Raw genomic sequence first — 16815 nt, 5'->3', positions numbered from 1 at the left:
ATGATCAGGACCGCGCAGCCCGAAGACCTCGACGCCATCGCAGCCCTCCACACCCGCGCCCGGTCCACCTACTACCGGGGCCGGATACCCGAGGAGGCCTACGGCGGCGCCGCCGAACTGGCGCGCACCCGCGAGGGCTGGTCCCGGGCGGTGGCCCGTGCCGCGGCGGACGGCGGGGTGCTCTGCGCCGAGAGCGGCGGCGAGCTCACCGGGGTGGCGGCGTTCCGCACCGCCGACGGCGAGACCACCCTCACCCAGCTGCACGTGGACCCCGTCCACTGGCGCCGCGGCACCGGCGCGGCCCTGCACGCCGCGTGCCTCGACACCTGGCGCCGCGCGGGCGTCCGCCGGGTCCGCCTGGAGGTCTACGAGCACAACCTCCGCGCCCAGGCCTTCTACGCCACCCACGGCTGGCTCCCGGATCCCACCGGAGCCAGGGTCGCGGGCTCCCACCGCATCCTGTGGCTCACCGTGGGGGACGTGCCCGGGGAGTGACCCGTCCGGGGAATGAGACGCAGCGGCAGATGGTTGAACACGGAACAGTTGATTCCGTGGAGGGAAGAAGGAACATGCGCGTCGAGATCTGGAGCGACATCGCCTGCCCGTGGTGCTACATCGGCAAGGCCCGGTTCGCCAAGGGGCTGGCCGAGTTCGCACACCACGAGGAGGTCGAGGTGGTCTACCGCTCCTTCGAGCTCGACCCGAACGGCCCCAAGGGCCAGGTGGCGCCCGTCCTGGAGATGCTGGCCAAGAAGTACGGCCGCACCCTCGACGAGGCCCGCGGCATGGAGGAGCACGTCGCCGCGAGCGCCCGCGCCGAGGGGCTGACGTACCGCACGGAGGGCCGTGACCACGGCAACACCTTCGACATCCACCGGCTGCTGCACCTCGCCGCCGACCGCGGCCGCCAGGAAGAGCTGCTGGACCTCGCCTACCGCGCCAACTTCGCCGAGGAGCGCTCCGTCTTCGACTCCGAGGTGCTCGTCACGCTCGCCGTCGAGGCGGGACTGGACGAGGCGGAGGCCCGCGCGGTGCTCGCCGACGAGTCCGCGTACGCCGCCGAGGTGCGGGCCGACGAGCGCGAAGCGGCCGAGCTGGGCGCGAACGCCGTGCCGTTCTTCGTACTGGACCGCCGCTACGGGATCTCCGGCGGCCAGCCCGCCGAGGTGTTCACGCGGGCGCTGGAGCAGGCCTGGGCCGGCCGCGAGGTCCTTGCGCCGGCGGCCCCCGAGGGTGAGGCGTGCGAACCCGACGGGGCGTGCGCGGTGCCGAGCCCGTAAGGTCCCACCATAAGTAGTCCTTTGGTGTGGTGAGGGAAGTTCGGCAATGGACTTGGGGATGGTCCTGGCGCAGAGTGAAGGTCATGGACCTCTCTGCGCCCGGGACCGTCCGCGACGAGTTCGCGCCCTCCCTCACCTATCTCAACACCGCCACCTGCGGGATCCTCCCGCGAGCCGCCGTCGCCGAGGTGCGGCGGCTCGCGGAGGCGGCCGGGGCCGGACTCCCGGAGGGCTTCGGCGACTTCGGCCGCGTCGAGCGGGTCCGGGAGTCGTTCGCCCGCCTCGTCGGGGTCCCCGCGGACCGCGTGGCCGTCGGCTCGGCCGTCTCCACCCATGTCGGCCTGGTCTCCGCCTCCCTCCCGGCCGGATCCGAAGTCCTGTGCCCGGAAGGCGAGTTCGCCTCCGACATCAACCCCTTCGTGGTGCGCGACGACCTCAAGGTCCGCTTCGTCCCGCTGGAGTCCCTCGCCGAAGCCGTCGGCCCGGACACCGCACTGGTCGCGCTGAGCGCCGTACAGTCCGCGGACGGGCGTACGGCGGACCTGGCGGCCGTCCGCGCCGCGACCACCGCGCACGGGGCGCGGATGCTGGTCGACGCCTCGCAGGCGGCCGGCTGGCTGCCCTTCGACGCGAGCCCCTACGACTACACGGTCACCGCCGGCTACAAGTGGCTGCTCGCCTCGCGCGGGGTCTCCTACCTCACGGTCTCGGAGGAGGCCCAGGACACCGTGACCCCGCTGCACGCCGGCTGGGTGGCGCTCGCCGACATGTGGGACGCCATCTACGGCCCGCTGCGCGAACTGGCCCCCGGGGCCCGGCGCTTCGACGAGTCCCCGGCCTTCCTGGCCTACCACGCCGCCGAGCCCGCGCTGGCCCTGCTGGAACGGATCGGCATCGACGCCGTCCACGCCCACGACACCGCCCTGGCCGCCCGCTACCGCGCCGGTCTCGCCCGCCTGGGCCACCAGCCCGTCCCGGGCGGTTCCCCGATCGTCTCGGTGCCGGGACTGGCCCACCGTCAGGGCGCCCTGCTCGCCGCGGGCATCTCCACGTCCGCCCGCGCGGGAAGCCTGCGGGCCTCCTTCCACCTCTACAACACCGAGGCGGACGTGGACCGGCTGCTGAACCGCTTGGAGGGCCGATCCTGACGGGCTGATCCCGGACGGACGGACGGGCAGCCGCCCGGCCGCCCGGCCGCCCAGCCGCCCGCCCGGCTCAGGCCGAGGGAAGCGCCGCCGACCAGGCCGAGCCCGCCGCCGCGAGAGCCGCGGCCGGGTCCACCGACAGCGCCCCGGCCAGGGCCGTCAGGCAGGCGCCGACGGTGTCCGGGGAGGCCGCCGTGCCGTAGTGGTTGACCCGGACCATCTCCCGGGCCAGCGCCCCGCCGCCCGCCGCGAGGGGGGCCGCCGGATCCGCCGCGAGGGCCTTCGCCACCACCAGGGAGGCCTCCGGGACCCGCAGCGTGGTGGCCACCGGGGCGGCCGCCGCGTCCCGGCCGACGTACGGGGTGATGCCCAGCGCCACCGCACCCGCGCGGGTCGCCGCCGCGGCGGCCGCATGGCGGGCCTCCACCGCGGTCAGGCCCTCGGCCGCGATGCGGTCCAGGCAGGCCTCCAGGGCCAGCATCTCCAGCTGCGCGGGAGCGTGCGGCAGCGCGGTGCGCCCGCCGTCGATCCAGCGCTCCTTCCAGTCCAGCAGGGAGAGGTACGAGCGGCGCGGCGCCGAGGCGTTCTCCGCGAAGCGGGCCCACGCACGGTCGGAGACCGATACCGCCGAGACCCCCGCCGGTCCGCCCATCGCCTTCTGCGCGCCGATCACGCACAGGTCCACGCCCCACGCGTCCGGCAGCAGCGGCTCCGCGCCCACCGAGGCCACCGCGTCCAGCATGAACAGCGCCCCGTGGGCCCGTACGGCCTCGCCGATCTCCGCCACCGGGTTGGTGTTCCCGGTGGCCGCCTCGGCGTGGACCAGGGAGACGAAGTCGATCTCCGGGTGCTCCGACAGGGCCCGTTCCACCTGCTCGGCGGACACGGCGGTGTCGAAGGGGACCTCCAGGTCCACGACGTGCGCCCCGCAGTCGCGCAGCCAGTTGCCGAAGGTGGTCCCGTAGGGGCCGGTCACCACGTTCAGCGCGGTCGAGCCGGGCCGTGCGCCCGACCGGATGCATCCCTCCAGCGGCAGCAGCGCCTCGCCCTGGGTGATCACCACGTCGGCCCGGGTGCCGAGGAGCTCCGCGACCCCCCGCTCGATCGACGCGAAGCGCGCGGCGGTCAGGGGCGGGAGGTCCAGGAGGGGGTGGTTCACGGCGCGGCTCTCTTCGTTCTCTCGGTCTGGGCTCGTTCGTCCGGATACGTCCGGACCGACCTGGAGAGCCTACCGAGCCCGCACGTAGAGTGCCGCCATGAGCGACGAGGTCAACGGCGGCGGTACGAGGTCGGGTCTGCTGCACGTGAAGGGGCGGGTACTGGTCGGGCCCGAAGAGGTCCGCGACGAGCTCTGGGTGGTCGGCGGCCGGATCTCCTACGAGCGCCCGCGCGGCGCCGGTGAGGTCACCGAGGTCACCGGGTGGGTCCTGCCCGGGCTGGTCGACGCGCACTGCCACGTGGGGCTCGACGCCCACGGGCCGGTGGACGCGGACACCGCCGAACGGCAGGCCCTGACCGACCGGGACGCCGGCACCCTCCTCATCCGCGATGCCGGATCCCCCTCCGACACCCGCTGGATCGACGACCGGGAGGACCTGCCGAAGATCATCCGGGCGGGCCGGCACATCGCCCGCACCCGCCGCTACATCCGCAACTTCGCCCACGAGATCGAGCCCGAGGACCTCGTCGCGTACGTGGCCCGCGAGGCGCAGCGGGGCGACGGCTGGGTCAAGCTGGTCGGGGACTGGATCGACCGCGAGGCCGGGGACCTCACCGCCTGCTGGCCGCGCGCAGAGGTCGAGGCGGCCATCGCCGAGGCCCACCGCCTCGGGGCGCGCGTCACCGCGCACTGCTTCGCCGAGGACTCCCTGCGGGATCTGGTCGAGGCGGGCATCGACTGCATCGAGCACGCCACGGGGCTCACCGAGGACACCGTCCCGCTGTTCGCGGAGCGCGGGGTGGCCATCGTCCCGACCCTCGTGAACATCGCGACCTTCCCGAAGATGGCCGCGGGCGGCGAGGCCAAGTTCCCGCGGTGGTCGGCGCACATGCGCAGACTGCACGAGCGGCGCTACGACACCGTCCGCGCCGCCTACGACGCGGGCATCGGGGTCTACGTCGGCACGGACGCGGGAGGTTCCCTCCCGCACGGCCTGGTCGCGGCCGAGGTCGGCGAGCTCGTCAAGGCGGGGATCCCGCCGCTGCAGGCCCTCTCGGCGACGGCCTGGGGCGCGCGCGAGTGGCTCGGCAGGCCCGGCCTGACCGAGGGCGCCCCGGCCGACCTCGTGGTCTACGAGGCCGATCCGCGGGCCGACGTACGGGCGCTGGCGGATCCGCTGCGGGTGGTGGTGAACGGGTCGGTGGTGGCCTGAGGTCCGCAGAGGACATCAGGGGTACGGGAGTTGACGGGGCGTGACGTCGGCGGCCGCACGGTCGTTGTGTACGCCCGGCACGGGTCCCGGCGACCGGGATTCCCGGGATGGGAGGGAACTCCCGTTCCGGATGAGGCGCATGTATTCGAACTTATGCCTGGAAACCACCCTTTGGGGTGAACTCACGTCGGGTTCACCCCCGTTCACTCTCAGTGCGTAAAGATTCCGGGGTCGAGGCCGTCGGCGCGCGCAATGTCCCCCATTGGCGGCGCGACGGCTCCCATCTCCCTGGGGGTTCCACCACCTTGAACAGCAACACCTTCCGCATGCCCGTGGCCGCGCTCGTCGCCACGGGAGCGGTTGCCCTGCTCGCCGCCCCGCCCGCCTTCGCCACCGGCTCCGCCGGTTCCACCGGATCCCACCCGGGGGCGGGCAAGGCGAGCGCCGTCGTCCTGCGCACCACCCTGGACGTGGGCCTGCTCAACAAGACCGTGCACGTCCCGCTGAACGCGACCCTCAACGAGGTCAGCGCCCCCGCGAACGCCACGAAGACGGCGCTGACCGTCACCCTCGACGGCGTCGAGGGCGGGCAGCCGGTGAGCGTCCTGCGCGCCGACGTCGCCACCTCCAAGGCCACCGCCGACGCCGACCGCGCGGCGGCGGAGGCGAACCTCGCCAAGGCCAGGATCCACGTACCGGGCCTGCCCCTGCTGTCCCTGATCGAGGTGGAGAAGGTCACCTCCAAGGCCGTCTGCGAGGCGGGCAAGAAGCCGCTCGCGAGCTCCAACGTCCTGGGCACCGTGACCGTCCTGGGCAAGAAGGTCACCCTCTCCGCGGGCGGCCCCACCAAGGTGGAGGTCCCCAAGGTCGGCCTGGTGGCCCTGGAACTCTCCACCACCCAGACCACCTCCACCACGGCCGCCGCGACCGCGCTGCGGCTCAAGGTGTCGGTGAACCCGCTCGACCTGAACGTCGCCGAGGTCGACGGGGAGATCGTGCTCGCCGAGGCCCGCTGCGAGTCCCCGGCCGCTCCCGCCCCCTCCGCCAGTGCCTCGAAGCTGCCCGACGTCAAGCCCCAGACGGCCACCACGGGCGGCTCCGGGGCCCAGGCCGGCCTCGCCGAGACCGGAGGCGGCTCGCTCACCCCGTACGTGACGGGCGGTGCGCTGATCCTGCTCGGCTTCGGCGCCGCCGCGCTGGTCGTCACCCGGCGCGGCAGGGCCTCGTAGGGCCGGGGACGTCCCTCCGTTCCCTCCGTCCTACCGCGTCGCGCGCGTCAGTCCCTGCTCCCCGGCGCCGCGTGACATCACGGCCTTCGTCACCTCGCGGTCGGCGGCGGCGTACGTGCTGTCGGCGGAGGAGGCGGCGGCCTCGCAGGAGGTGCAGACGACGCGGAACGGCGGCCGCATGTCCGAGAACTGCGTGAGGTACTCGGCCTTCACCACCTCCCAGCGGCCCGGGTGGGCGGCTGCCGGGGCGAAGGTGAAGCGGGGGATCGAGGACATGTTGCCGCGGGCCTTCTCGGCCTCGTAGAAGCTGGCGACCTGGTCGCCCATGCCGTAGACCACCCAGGTGCCGTTGACCTTCTCGTACGGCTGCGGCACGTGGTTGTGGGTGCCGAGGATCAGGTCGATGTCGGGGAGGCCGTCCGCCCCGCGCGAGGCGGTCAGCGCCTGGGCCAGCTCCAGTTGCTGCTTGTCCGGGGCGGTCTGCCACTCGGAACCCCAGTGGACGCTGAGGACGACGACGTGCGCGCCGGCCGCGCGCGCGGCGCGGGCGTCGGCAATGATCCGCGCCGGGTCGATCAGGTTCACGGCCCAGGGCTTGCCCTCGGGGAGCGGGACGCCGTTCGTCCCGTACGTGTAGTCCAGTTGCGCGACCTTGGCCCCACCGGCCTCGACCACGGCCGGGGCCTTGGCCTCCTCGGCGCCGCGGGCCGATCCGACGTGGCGGATGCCGACGCGGTCGAGGTGGTCGAGGACGCGGACGAGGCCGTCGTACCCGTCGTCCAGGGTGTGGTTCGAGGCGGTCGAGCAGCTGTCGTAGCCGGCGTCCTTGAGGGCGTCGGCCAGTTGGTGCGGGGCCTTGAAGAGGGGATATCCGGTGTAGGGGCCGCCGGGCCGGCCGTACGGTATCTCGTGGTGGCATATCGCCAGGTCGGCGGCGGATACGACGGGCTTGACCCCGGCGAGTATCTTCCGGAAGTCGTAGCCGCCCTTCTCCGCGGAGTCGTCGGCGGCCCGCTGGATGATCGACGGGTACGGGATGATGTCGCCGGTGCCGACGAGCGTGAACGGCTTCCCGCCCGGCACCGCCGAGGCCGTGGCTCCGCCCGCTGCGTCGCGGCTCGGACTCGCCCCCGGCTTCGCCCCCAGCCGCTGCTTCGCCGCCGCGCCGCCGTCCTCGCCGGCCACCTGCGTCACGCCGTAGACGGCGCCTCCCACCACGGCCAGTCCGGCCATGGCCGCACCTATCTTGCCGACCGTCTTCATCCCCGTACCCCCGGTGTCGCATGGTCACTACCTGCGGAAATGATCGCGCACCGGTACGGGCAGTGCGACACGCGACCCGCGGAAACGCGCCATTGGAGTGGCCTTCGGCGCGTGGTCAGCGCGCCGCGAGGGCCAGGTCGAGCGCCTGGAGGAGGCGGCCCGTCGTCGCGCGGTCGCGGACCGCCAGCCGGAGCCAGGAGCGGTCCAGCCCCGGGAAGGTGTCGCCGCGGCGCACGGCGAAGCCCAGCGCGCGCAGCCGGGTGCGGATCTCCGCCGCGCCCTCGACCCGGATCAGCACGAACGGCCCCTCCGCCGTACCCGCCACCGAGATCTCCTCGAACTCCGCGAGCCCCGCCAGGAGGTGCTCCCGGTCCACCGCGATCTGCCGGGCCGCGGCCTCCGCCTCGGCCAGCGCCGCGGGGGCCACGCACGCCTCGGCCGCCACCAGCGCGGGCGTGGACACCGGCCACAGCGGCTGCGCCGCCGCCAGCTTCGCGATCACCCCGGGCTCGGCCAGCACGTAACCGATGCGCAGCCCGGCCAGGCCCCAGGTCTTGGTCAGGCTGCGCAGCACGACCAGGCCCGGCACGTCCGTCCGCCCGGCCAGCGCCTCGCGTTCGCCGGGGACCGCGTCCATGAAGGCCTCGTCGACCACCAGGATCCGCCCGGGCCGGGCCAGCGCGGCCAGGGTCGCCGCCGGGTGCAGCACCGAGGTCGGGTTGGTCGGGTTCCCGACCACCACGAGGTCGGCCTCCTCCGGCACCGCCGCCGGGTCCAGCCGGAAGCCGTCCTCGGCCCGCAGCACCACCCGCTCCACCCGGTGGCCCGCGTCGCGCAGGGCCGCCTCCGGCTCGGTGAACTGCGGATGCACCACCACGGGCCGTACGGCGCCCAGCGCCCGCGCGATCAGTACGAACGCCTCCGCGGCCCCCGCCGTCAGCAGGACCCGCTCGACCGGCAGCCCGTGGCGCAGGGCCACGGCCGCGCGGGCGGGGCGGCCGTCGGGGTACGCGGACAGGACGTCGAGCGAAGCCGCGATCCGGTCCTTCAGCCACTGCGGCGGCGTGTGGGACCGTACGTTCACCGCGAGATCGACCAGCCCCGCGCCCGCGTCCGCGACCTCGGCGTCCCCGTGGTGGCGCAGATCGTGGGTGTGGGCCGTGGCGACCGCGCAGGTCGCCGCCACCGACCGCCGCTTGGGCACGAGGAGTTCCCCGCCCCCGGCGAGCGCGGCGGCCTCCGCCACCGACGCGGTGCCGGCCGCCTCCTGGGCGGCGTCCGAGGGGTGCGGTACCGGGATCGCGGCCAGGCGCTCGGCGGGGTAGCTGAGCAGGGGGACGCCGAAACGTTCCGCCGCACCGGCGATCCCCGCCTCCAGGACCTTCCCCTCCACGGTGGCCAGGGCCGTCACCGAACCGGACGCCAGTCCGGCACCGCGCAGGGTCTCCTCCACCAGGGCGCAGACCTCCGCCACGGACACGCCGGCGCGGCCACCGACCCCGACGACCAGTTGCGTCGCGTACTCGCCCAACAGGTTCACCCGTTCTCCGTCGTCGTGTTCGTGATGCTGCTCGTGTGCGTGGACCGCGCGTACGGGGACTGCGCGTACGGGGACTGCGCGCGCGGCCGGACCGTCAACCGGCCGTGGTCCGCCACCCGGGCGCGGAAGTGCGCGGGCGGCGCGGAATCGGTATGCAGGGGCACATGGCCGTGATCGTGGCGTTGGGTGCGTTCCTGATGACCCTGGCAGGCGGATGGACGGCGCAGCGCGTCACCGACCGCCGCCACCTCGTGCTGGGCCTGGCCGGCGGGCTGATGCTCGGCGTCGTGGGCCTCGATCTGCTCCCGGAGGCCATGCACGCCGCCGGCGACGAGGTGTTCGGCGTCCCGCTGGCCCTGCTGCTCTTCGTCGGAGGGTTCCTCGCCGCGCACTGCGTGGAACGCCTCCTGGCGGTCCGCCAGGCCTCCCACGGGGCCACGAACGGCGACGGGCACCCGGAGCACGGGAAGCGGGTCCCCCAGGTCGGCCTGACGGCGGCCGCGGCCATGGTCGGCCACAGCCTCGCCGACGGGGTGGCCCTCGGCGCCGCGTTCCAGGTCGGCGGGGGGATGGGCGTGGCCGTGGCGCTGGCCGTCATCACCCACGACTTCGCCGACGGGTTCAACACGTACACGCTCACCCGGCTGTACGGCAACGCCCGCCGCAAGGCCCTGCTGATGCTCTTCGCGGACGCGGCCGCCCCCGTCGTGGGGGCCGCGTCCACTCTGCTGTTCACCCTTCCGGAGGAACCGCTCGGGGCCTACCTCGGCTTCTTCGGAGGCGTCCTGCTGTACCTGGCCGCCGCCGAAATCCTGCCCGAGGCCCACCACAAGCACCCCGCGCTGTCCACCCTGATGTGCACCGTGGGCGGGGTGGCGGGGATCTGGCTGGTCGTGGGCCTGGCGGAGTGACGCGGCCGGCCCCGAGCGTCTCCGGTTCACCGATGCGCTGCCGCGGCCTCGGCGAACCGCAGGGCCACGGAAGGCTCCGCCGCCCAGTGCGTGTGCAGGTAGCTGGCGTGCACACCGCCGGCGACGAACCCCTCGACCCGGCGTTCCGGATGCGTGAAGCCCCACGCCGGCGCGGCACCGGCGCCCGGCTCGATCACCGTCCGGTGGAACTCGTGCCCGCGCAGCCGGGTCCCGGCCGGTGCCAGGACGCTGTCGGAGACGGCGACCGCCTCGCGGTAGCCGAGCGTGAGCCGCTCCGACATCCGTGCGTCGGCGTCGAGCACCCCGCACATGGGCTTGCCGTCCAGCGAGCGGGCGAGGTACAGCAGCCCGGCGCACTCGGCCGCCACCGGGCCGCCGGCGGCGGCGAAGGCCGCGACGGCCTTGCGCAGCGGCTCGTTCGCGGACAGCTCGGGCGCGTACACCTCGGGGAACCCGCCGCCGATCACCAGACCGGTGGTGTGCTCGGGGAGCGCCTCGTCCCGGAGGGGGTCGAAGGTGACCACCTCCGCTCCGGCGGCTCGCAGCAGCTCCGAGTGCTCGGCGTAGGAGAACGTGAAGGCGGCCCCTCCGGCGACGGCGATGACGGGTGCGGCGCCGCCGCTGGGGCTCCGCCCCAGACCCCGCGCCTCAAACGCCGGCGGGGCTGGATTTGGCTGATCCCGTCCGCCTGGCCCGGCTGGGTTGCCGCGCAGCGGTATCTCCAGCCCGTCCGGCGTTTGAGGACCAGGTCCGGGCAGAGCCTGGTTTCGGGAAGGGGCGGGGTGGGGGAACAAGGCCTGTTCCGGAGCCCAGGCTTCGCAGGCCAGCGGCGGGGCGGTCCTGGCCAGGGCCATCAAGGCCTCCAGGTCGCAGCCCTGGCGGACCTGTTCGGCCAGGGCCGTCACGGAGTCGAGGGCATCCCGCCGCCGCTCGGCGACCGGCACCAGCCCCAGGTGCCGCGAGGGCGCAGCCACCTGCGGAGCCCGCCGCAGGACGCCGAGCACCGGCATCCCCGCTTCCTCCAGCGCCTCCCGCAGCATCACCTCGTGCCGGTCGGAGCCGACCTTGTTCAGGATCACGCCGCCGAGGCGCACCTGCGGGTCGAAGGAGGCGAAACCGTGCACCAGCGCCGCCACCGACCGCGACTGCGAGGACGCGTCGACGACCAGCACCACCGGGGCCCGGAGCAGCTTCGCGACCTGCGCCGTCGACGCCAGTTCGCCCCGCCCCGCGGCCCCGTCGTAGAGCCCCATCACGCCTTCGATGACGGCCAGATCGCACCCGGCCGCCCCGTGCGCGAACAGCGGAGCCACCAGCTCCGGCCCGCACATGAAGGCGTCCAGGTTGCGCCCGGGCCGGCCCGTGGCCAGCGCGTGGTAGCCCGGGTCGATGTAGTCGGGCCCGGCCTTGTGCGGGGACACGGCGAGGCCGCGCTCCGAGAAGGCCGCCATCAGGCCCGTCGCCACGGTGGTCTTGCCGCTGCCGGAGGAGGGCGCGGCGATGACCAGTCTCGGTACGTTGAACGAGGTCACCACTCGATGCCCTTCTGGCCCTTCTGGCCGGTGTCCATCGGGTGCTTGACCTTGGTCATCTCGGTGACGAGGTCCGCGAACTCCACCAGCTTCTCCGGTGCGTTGCGCCCGGTGATCACCACGTGCTGCGTCCCGGGACGGTTGCGGAGCACCTCGACGACCTCGTCGACGTCGATCCAGCCCCAGTGCATCGGGTACGCGAACTCGTCCAGCACGTAGAGCTTGTGCGTCTCGGCGGCCAGGTCGCGCTTGACCTGCTCCCAGCCCTCCTTGGCCGCCTGCTCGTTGTCGAGCTGGGCGTCGCGCTGGACCCAGGACCAGCCCTCGCCCATCTTGTGCCAGACGACGGAGCCGCCCTCGCCGGAGGCGCCGAGCACCTTCAGCGCGTTCTCCTCGCCGACCTTCCACTTCGCCGACTTGACGAACTGGAACACCCCGATCGGCCAGCCCTGGTTCCAGGCGCGCAGCGCCAGACCGAAGGCCGCCGTCGACTTGCCCTTGCCCGGTCCCGTGTGGACGAAGACGAGCGGGCGGTTGCGGCGCTGACGCGTCGTGAGTCCGTCGTCCGGAACGACGGACGGCTGTCCCTGCGGCATTACGCGGCCCTCCTGAGGGTCGGGGATGGAGTACGTACGTTCTTCACGAGCCCGGCCAGCGAATCGGCCCGCAGCCCGTCGAGGGTGACGGCCGGGCCGCCCAGATCGGCGGCCAGTACGCCGGCCAGCCCGAGCCGGACCGGCCCCGACTCGCAGTCCACGACCACGGAGGCGACCCCGCCGGCCGCCAGCAGCCGGGCACTCCGCGCCGACAGCTCGCGCGGGTCACCGCCGACGGAGCCGGCCGAGGTGGCCCGTCCGTCGGTGACGACCACGAGCAGCGGGCGCCGGCTCGGGTCCCGCAGCCGTTCGATCCGCAGCACCTCGTGGGCCTTGAGCAGCCCGGCGGCGAGCGGGGTGCGGCCGCCGGTCGGCAGGTTCTCCAGCCGGGTCGCGGCGGCGTCGACGGAGGAGGTGGGCGGCAGGGCGAGCTCGGCCGAGGAGCCCCGGAAGGTGATCAGGCCGACCTTGTCCCGGCGCTGGTAGGCGTCGAGCAGCAGGGACAGCACCGCCCCCTTGACCGCGCTCATGCGCTGCCGGGCCGCCATCGAGCCGGAGGCGTCGACGAGGAACAGGACGAGGTTGCCCTCGCGGCCCTCACGGGTCGCCTGCCTCAGGTCGTCCTTGCGGACGACGAGGCCGCGCCCGGTGCGCCCGCGCGCCTTCTGGTGCGGGGCGGCGGCGTGGACGGTCGCCGCCAGGTGCAGTTTGGTCAGCTGGCCCCGGGGGCGCTGGGCGCCGGTGGTGCGGCCGTGGGCGGTGCGGGCGCGCGACCGCCGGCCCGACGCGCCCTCGCCGAGGCCCGGGACGCTGAGCATCTTGGTGCGGAACGGCTCGGCGGCCCGTACGGGTGCCTGCTCGGCCGGACCGGCCGCCGCCTCGTTCTCCTGGGCGGAGGGCTGGGTCTCGGGCCGCTGCTCGGGCTCGGCCGGGGCCTCCGGCTCGGCCTCGGGCGTGTCCGGTCCGGAGCCCTGCGGGGGTACGCCGCCCCCGCCGTCGGGGCCGCCGCCGTCCGGGCCGTCGTCCTCCGGGCCCTCGCCCGGACCCTCCGGCTCCGGCTCCGGCTCGGGCTCGGGCTCCGGCTCGTCGTCGGGGAAGCCGTCGAGGATCCGGTCCAGCTTCTCCTCGTCGAGGCCGGGCGCGTCGAAGGGGTTGCGGCGGCGCCGGTGGGGGAGCGCCAGCAGGGCGGCCTGCCGCACGTCCTCCTTGCGCACCTCGGTCCGTCCGGCCCAGGCGGCGAGCGCGGTCGCGGTACGGGCCATCACGATGTCGGCGCGCATGCCGTCGACCTCGAAACCGGCGCAGGTCGCCGCGATCTGCAGCAGCGAGGTGTCGCCGAGGCGCACCTGCGGGAGCAGCTTCCGCGCGGCCACCACCCGGGCGCGCACCTCCTCCTCGTCCGCGGACCAGCGGCCCGCGAACCCCGCGGGATCGTCCTCGTAGGCGAGTCGGCGACGCACCACCTCGACCCGCTGGAGGGGCTCGCGGGAGGCGGCGACCTCGACGGTCAGCCCGAACCGGTCGAGCAGCTGCGGGCGGAGCTCGCCCTCCTCGGGGTTCATCGTGCCGACGAGGAGGAAACGGGCGGCGTGCCGTACGGAGACGCCCTCGCGCTCGACGTAGGAGGCGCCCATCGCGGCGGCGTCGAGGAGCAGGTCGATGAGGTGGTCGTGGAGCAGGTTGACCTCGTCGACGTACAGGATCCCGCGGTGCGCGTCGGCCAGCAGGCCGGGCTCGAAGGCCTTCACGCCTTCGGCGAGGGCGCGTTCGATGTCGAGGGCGCCGACGAGCCGGTCCTCGGAGGCGCCGACGGGCAGCTCCACCATCCGGGCGGGCCGCGCGGCGGCCGGTCCCGGCTCGTGGGGGCCGTCGGGGCAGGCGGGGTCGGGGGCGGTGGGCGCGCAGCTGAACCGGCAGCCGGGAACCACGTCCACCTGCGGCAGCAGGGTGGACAGGGCGCGGACGGCGGTGGACTTGGCGGTCCCCTTCTCACCGCGCACGAGCACACCGCCGACCGCGGGGCTCACGGCGTTGAGCAGCAGCGCGAGGCGCAGGTCGGTCTGGCCGACCAGTGCGGTGAACGGGTAGGGCGTGCTCATGCGGTGGCCCCTTCTTGGGCGTGTGTACGGATACGCGTGCGCGGGCGGGCGTGGACGGCGCGGCCGGGCTGCGGGTGCGCCGCTGCGCGGGGCGGAGTTCCCCTACCCGCCCTTCGCCCGTTCCCTGGGGCTCCGCCCCAGACCCCGCGCCTCAAACGCCGGCGAGGCTGGAATTGCCCTGCGGACAATCCAGGCCCAGCCACATCCAGCCTCTCCGGCGTTTGAGGAGCGGGGGTCCGGGGGCTGGCCCCCGGGTACGGCGCCGCACATCGGAGGGGTCCGGGCAGAGCCCGGGGAACGGTGGAAGGGCGGGTAGGGGACGGCCCCCGCAGGGCTGCGCCGCTCACGGCGCGCCCGGCGGGAGGAAGGGGAGGTCCGACGGGGGGCCGGTCTCGATCAGGCGGAGCAGGGCGTCCGTGTCCGCGTGTTCCTCGATCAGGTCGCCGAGCAGGTCGAGCTGCTCCTCCCGCAGGGAGGAGAACGACGTGTCCGGGGCCGGGACGAAGCGGCGGCCCGCGGCCGAGGCGACCTCGCGGAGGAAGGCCCGCCGGAAGCCGTCCGACTCCAGCGAGCCGTGCCAGTGGGTGCCCCACACCGCTCCGACCCGGCACCCGTCCAGGAAGGGGGTCCCGCCCAGGACTTCGGCCACCCCGTGGTGGATCTCGTAGCCGGAGACCTCCTCGCCCAGCGCCGAACCCACCGGCCGCGCCAGGGTCTTCTCCCGCTCGAAGCGGACCCGGACGGGAAGGAGCCCGAGCCCCGGCACGGAGCCGGCCTTCGACTCGACCTCGTCCTCGATGTGTTCGCCGAGGACCTGGAACCCGCCGCAGATGCCGAGGACCGGCCGGCCCTCGGCGGCCCGCCGGGCCAGCGCGTCCGCGAGCCCGCGCTCGCGCAGCCAGGCCAGGGCCTTGACCGTGCCGCGGGTGCCGGGGACGACGACCAGGTCCGCGTCGGCCAGTTCCTCGGCCCGGTCCACGAACCGCACGACCACGCCCGGCTCCGCCGCGAGAGCGTCGACGTCCGTGAAGTTGGACATCAGCGGCACCGCGCAGACCGCGACCCGCAGCACGTCCTCGCCCACGGGCGGGGCGACCACGGATTCCCGTACCGCACCCCGCAGGGAGACCCGCAGGCCGTCCTCCTCGTCGATGCCCAGCCCGTGCTGGAAGGGGAGCACCCCGTACGTGGCCCGCCCGGTCAGGCCGCGCAGCATCTCCATGCCCGGTTCCAGCAGGGTGACGTCGCCGCGGAACTTGTTGACCAGGTAGCCCGCGATCAGCGACTGGTCCTCGGGCGAGAGCAGCGCCGTCGTGCCGAAGAAGGACGCGAAGACCCCGCCCCGGTCGATGTCGCCGACGACGACCACCGGGAAGCGCGCGGCCCGCGCGATGCCCATGTTCACGATGTCGGTCCGGCGCAGGTTGATCTCGGCCGGGCTGCCCGCCCCCTCGCAGATCACGGCGTCATACGTGCCCCGCAACTGCTCCAGGCAGTCCGTGACGATGCCGAGCAACTGCTCCTGCCTGCCCCCGTGGTAGCCGCGCGCGCTCATCTCGCCCACCGGCTTGCCCAGCAGCACCACCTGGCTGCTCCGGTCACTGCCGGGTTTGAGCAGGACCGGGTTCATCAGCGCGGTGGGCTCCACGCGGGCCGCCTGGGCCTGCATGGCCTGCGCGCGGCCGATCTCGGCGCCCTCCCTCGTCACGAAGGAGTTCAGGGACATGTTCTGGGCCTTGAACGGGGCCACCTTCACGCCCTGCCGGGCCAGCCACCGGCAGATGCCCGCCGTGACCACGCTCTTGCCCGCGTCCGAGGTCGTACCGGCGACGAGGAGGCCCCCGCCGCGCTTCGCGCCGCCGCTCATGCGGGCCGCCCCTTCGTGGTCAGACGGGAGACCAGCGTCCGGACGGCCACACAGGCCCCGAGCGCCAGCCACGTCACCCGGTGCGACAGCCGCACCGCCCGTTCGATGTCGGCTATCTCCACGGGCCGCCCCGCCGCACCGTTGAGCACGGCCCGGTGTTCGACCCGGCCCGCGTACGCCAGGGTCCCGCCCAGCCGCACGCCGAGCGCCCCGGCGAAGGAGGACTCCACGGGTCCCGCGTTGGGGCTCGGGTGCTTGGCGGCGTCCGCGCGCCAGGCCCGTACGGCTCCCCGCCGGTCGGGCCCGGCCAGTACGGCGGCCAGCGCCGTCAGCCGGGCGCCCGGCCAGCCCGCCACGTCGTCGAGCCGGGCCGAGGCCCAGCCGTAGCGCAGGTGGCGGGGGGACTTGTGGCCGACCATCGCGTCCAGGGTGTTCACGGCGCGGAAGGCCAGCAGCCCGGGGACGCCCGCGACGGCGCCCCACACCAGGGCCCCGACCACGGCGTCGGAGGTGTTCTCGGCGACCGATTCGACGACCGCGCGGGCCATCTGCTGCTCGTCCAGCGCCTGCGGGTCGCGCCCGCACAGGTGGGGCAGCCGCTCGCGGGCCACCTCGGCGTCCCCGGCGGCGAGCGCGCCGCCGATGGCGCGGGCCTCGCGGCCCAGCGAGGTGCCGCCCACGACGGCCCAGGTGGCGGCGGCGGTGAGGGCGATACGGGCGGCCGCGGGCCGGGAGCGCACGGCGCGGGCGCCCAGCGCGCCGACGGCGGCCGCGCCTCCGGCGCACAGCAGGGTGTGCAGGGCGCCCCGCGCGCGGTCGTCGCGCCACAGGGCACGTTCGACGGCGGCGGCGGCTCGTCCGAAGGCGGCCACGGGGTGCCCTCGGCGCGGATCCCCGAGGATCCGGTCGCCGATCAGGCCCGCCGTGACGCCGTACGCGAAGACGCGATCGGCACGCATG

Annotated in this window: 14 protein-coding genes and 1 pseudogene; 6 read left to right on the top strand and 9 right to left on the bottom strand. The window is 74.6% G+C overall.

All coding sequences use genetic code 11. From position 1 onward, the window contains the following. From ACFRU2_RS39105 to ACFRU2_RS39095, 3 genes are all read left to right on the top strand, one after another. Entirely contained in the window at positions 1-495 is a 495-nt protein-coding gene (locus tag ACFRU2_RS39105) for a GNAT family N-acetyltransferase (protein WP_382981069.1), read from the top strand. Between the two features lie 74 nt (positions 496-569). After that, on the top strand, positions 570-1280 hold the full coding sequence (locus tag ACFRU2_RS39100) for a DsbA family oxidoreductase (RefSeq protein WP_382981068.1): 711 nt from the start codon (positions 570-572) through the stop codon (positions 1278-1280). A gap of 83 nt (positions 1281-1363) precedes the next feature. Further along, complete coding sequence (locus tag ACFRU2_RS39095; protein ID WP_382981067.1) at positions 1364-2428, top strand: aminotransferase class V-fold PLP-dependent enzyme; 1065 nt, start codon at positions 1364-1366, stop codon at positions 2426-2428. Between the two features lie 67 nt (positions 2429-2495). On the opposite strand, the gene ACFRU2_RS39090 is transcribed toward ACFRU2_RS39095, so the two are convergent. Beyond that, on the bottom strand, positions 2496-3584 hold the full coding sequence (locus ACFRU2_RS39090; RefSeq protein WP_382981066.1) for a pyridoxal-phosphate-dependent aminotransferase family protein: 1089 nt from the start codon (positions 3582-3584) through the stop codon (positions 2496-2498). 97 nt (positions 3585-3681) lie between these two features. On the opposite strand from ACFRU2_RS39090, the gene ACFRU2_RS39085 reads away from it, so the two are divergent. Together ACFRU2_RS39085 and ACFRU2_RS39080 are read left to right on the top strand one after the other, a co-directional pair. Continuing rightward, entirely contained in the window at positions 3682-4797 is a 1116-nt protein-coding gene (locus ACFRU2_RS39085; protein ID WP_382981065.1) for an amidohydrolase family protein, read from the top strand. A 305-nt stretch (positions 4798-5102) separates the two neighbouring features. After that, positions 5103-6026 (top strand): SCO1860 family LAETG-anchored protein, encoded by a 924-nt coding sequence (locus tag ACFRU2_RS39080; protein WP_382981064.1) that lies wholly within the window; start codon positions 5103-5105, stop codon positions 6024-6026. 30 nt (positions 6027-6056) lie between these two features. Here the strand turns inward: ACFRU2_RS39080 and ACFRU2_RS39075 are convergent, their stop codons facing one another. From ACFRU2_RS39075 to ACFRU2_RS39065, 3 genes are all read right to left on the bottom strand, one after another. Then, a complete protein-coding gene (locus tag ACFRU2_RS39075) occupies positions 6057-7289 on the bottom strand; it encodes a CapA family protein (RefSeq protein ID WP_382981063.1) in 1233 nt (410 codons plus the stop codon). Between the two features lie 115 nt (positions 7290-7404). Further along, positions 7405-8829: an Rv2231c family pyridoxal phosphate-dependent protein CobC gene (cobC, locus tag ACFRU2_RS39070; protein ID WP_382981062.1), complete on the bottom strand. Its 1425-nt coding sequence runs from the start codon at positions 8827-8829 to the stop codon at positions 7405-7407. After that, the gene (locus ACFRU2_RS39065; RefSeq protein ID WP_382981061.1) at positions 8826-8993 is read right to left on the bottom strand and encodes a hypothetical protein; all 168 of its coding nucleotides are present in this window, start codon (positions 8991-8993) and stop codon (positions 8826-8828) included. The genes cobC and ACFRU2_RS39065 overlap by 4 nt, the downstream gene beginning before the upstream one ends. On the opposite strand from ACFRU2_RS39065, the gene ACFRU2_RS39060 reads away from it, so the two are divergent. After that, positions 8994-9740 carry a ZIP family metal transporter gene (locus tag ACFRU2_RS39060; RefSeq protein WP_382981060.1) on the top strand — a complete coding sequence of 249 codons (747 nt, stop codon included), beginning with the start codon at positions 8994-8996 and terminating at the stop codon, positions 9738-9740. It begins immediately after the preceding gene. A 26-nt stretch (positions 9741-9766) separates the two neighbouring features. Here the strand turns inward: ACFRU2_RS39060 and ACFRU2_RS39055 are convergent, their stop codons facing one another. The 5 genes and pseudogenes from ACFRU2_RS39055 to ACFRU2_RS39035 form a co-directional block, all read right to left on the bottom strand. Next, positions 9767-11296, bottom strand: a complete 1530-nt coding sequence (locus ACFRU2_RS39055; RefSeq protein WP_382981059.1) for a cobyrinate a,c-diamide synthase — start codon at positions 11294-11296, stop codon at positions 9767-9769. Next, complete coding sequence (cobO, locus tag ACFRU2_RS39050) at positions 11290-11889, bottom strand: cob(I)yrinic acid a,c-diamide adenosyltransferase (RefSeq protein ID WP_250742265.1); 600 nt, start codon at positions 11887-11889, stop codon at positions 11290-11292. Before cobO ends, ACFRU2_RS39055 begins: the two co-directional genes overlap by 7 nt. Next, positions 11889-13988, bottom strand: a complete 2100-nt coding sequence (locus ACFRU2_RS39045; protein WP_382981058.1) for a putative cobaltochelatase — start codon at positions 13986-13988, stop codon at positions 11889-11891. The genes cobO and ACFRU2_RS39045 overlap by 1 nt, the downstream gene beginning before the upstream one ends. Then, positions 13985-15855 (bottom strand): annotated as a pseudogene (locus tag ACFRU2_RS39040) (cobyric acid synthase). The gene ACFRU2_RS39045 and the pseudogene ACFRU2_RS39040 overlap by 4 nt, the downstream one beginning before the upstream one ends. Continuing rightward, entirely contained in the window at positions 15852-16814 is a 963-nt protein-coding gene (locus tag ACFRU2_RS39035) for a cobalamin biosynthesis protein (RefSeq protein ID WP_382981057.1), read from the bottom strand. The pseudogene ACFRU2_RS39040 and the gene ACFRU2_RS39035 overlap by 4 nt, the downstream one beginning before the upstream one ends. Position 16815: the final 1 nt, after the last annotated feature.

It is taken from the genome of Streptomyces sp. NPDC056883 (assembly GCF_042788835.1).
GTDB classification, from domain to species: Bacteria; Actinomycetota; Actinomycetes; order Streptomycetales; family Streptomycetaceae; genus Streptomyces; species Streptomyces stoeckheimensis.
The sequence above is the reverse complement of the archived record's forward strand: the minus strand, read 5'-3'. Positions and strand labels throughout refer to the sequence as shown.